Source organism: Pasteurella sp. WM03, assembly GCF_004570945.1.
Taxonomy (GTDB): domain Bacteria; phylum Pseudomonadota; class Gammaproteobacteria; order Enterobacterales; family Pasteurellaceae; genus Rodentibacter.
Genome location: NZ_SPPO01000025.1, coordinates 1 through 559 on the forward strand (window position 1 = coordinate 1; position 559 = coordinate 559).

At 42.0% G+C, this 559-nt stretch carries 1 tRNA gene and 2 rRNA genes; all 3 read left to right on the forward strand.

Going from position 1 to position 559, the window contains the following annotated elements:
* Positions 1 to 73, forward strand: a 16S ribosomal RNA gene (locus E4T92_RS10980); the annotation flags it as partial.
* A 118-nt stretch (positions 74 to 191) separates the two neighbouring features.
* Positions 192 to 267, forward strand: a tRNA-Glu gene (locus tag E4T92_RS10985).
* Positions 268 to 458: 191 nt separating this feature from the next.
* Positions 459 to 559, forward strand: a 23S ribosomal RNA gene (locus E4T92_RS10990); the annotation flags it as partial.

A 559-nucleotide genomic window follows, 5' to 3' on the forward strand; every position in this document is an offset into this window, starting at 1 on the left:
GGTATGATTCATGACTGGGGTGAAGTCGTAACAAGGTAACCGTAGGGGAACCTGCGGTTGGATCACCTCCTTACCTAGATGAGCGATAGCAAGTGTTCACACAGATTGGCTGATGGTTGTAGACAAAAGAGAGCAATGAAGTGGCAAAATAGCCAAACAGATAAAGGATATGTAGAGTATCTTTAATTGATGTCCCCATCGTCTAGAGGCCTAGGACATCGCCCTTTCACGGCGGTAACCGGGGTTCGAATCCCCGTGGGGACGCCAATTAAAGATAACTTTAACTTGATATCTTATTGTTCTTTAAAAAAACGGAAACAAGCTGAAAACTGAAGAGACTTTTAAGTCCTGAAAGGGATAGAAGAAAGTCTGAGTAAGAGAAAAATCTTGACTGAGAAAAGGCAGTCAAGTGTTTAGTTGATTTATCGCTTCAAATGTAAAAACATTTGAGGTTGTATAGTTAAGTGACTAAGCGTACAAGGTGGATGCCTTGGCAATCAGAGGCGAAGAAGGACGTGCTAATCTGCGAAAAGCTTGGATGAGTTGATAAGAAGCGTTT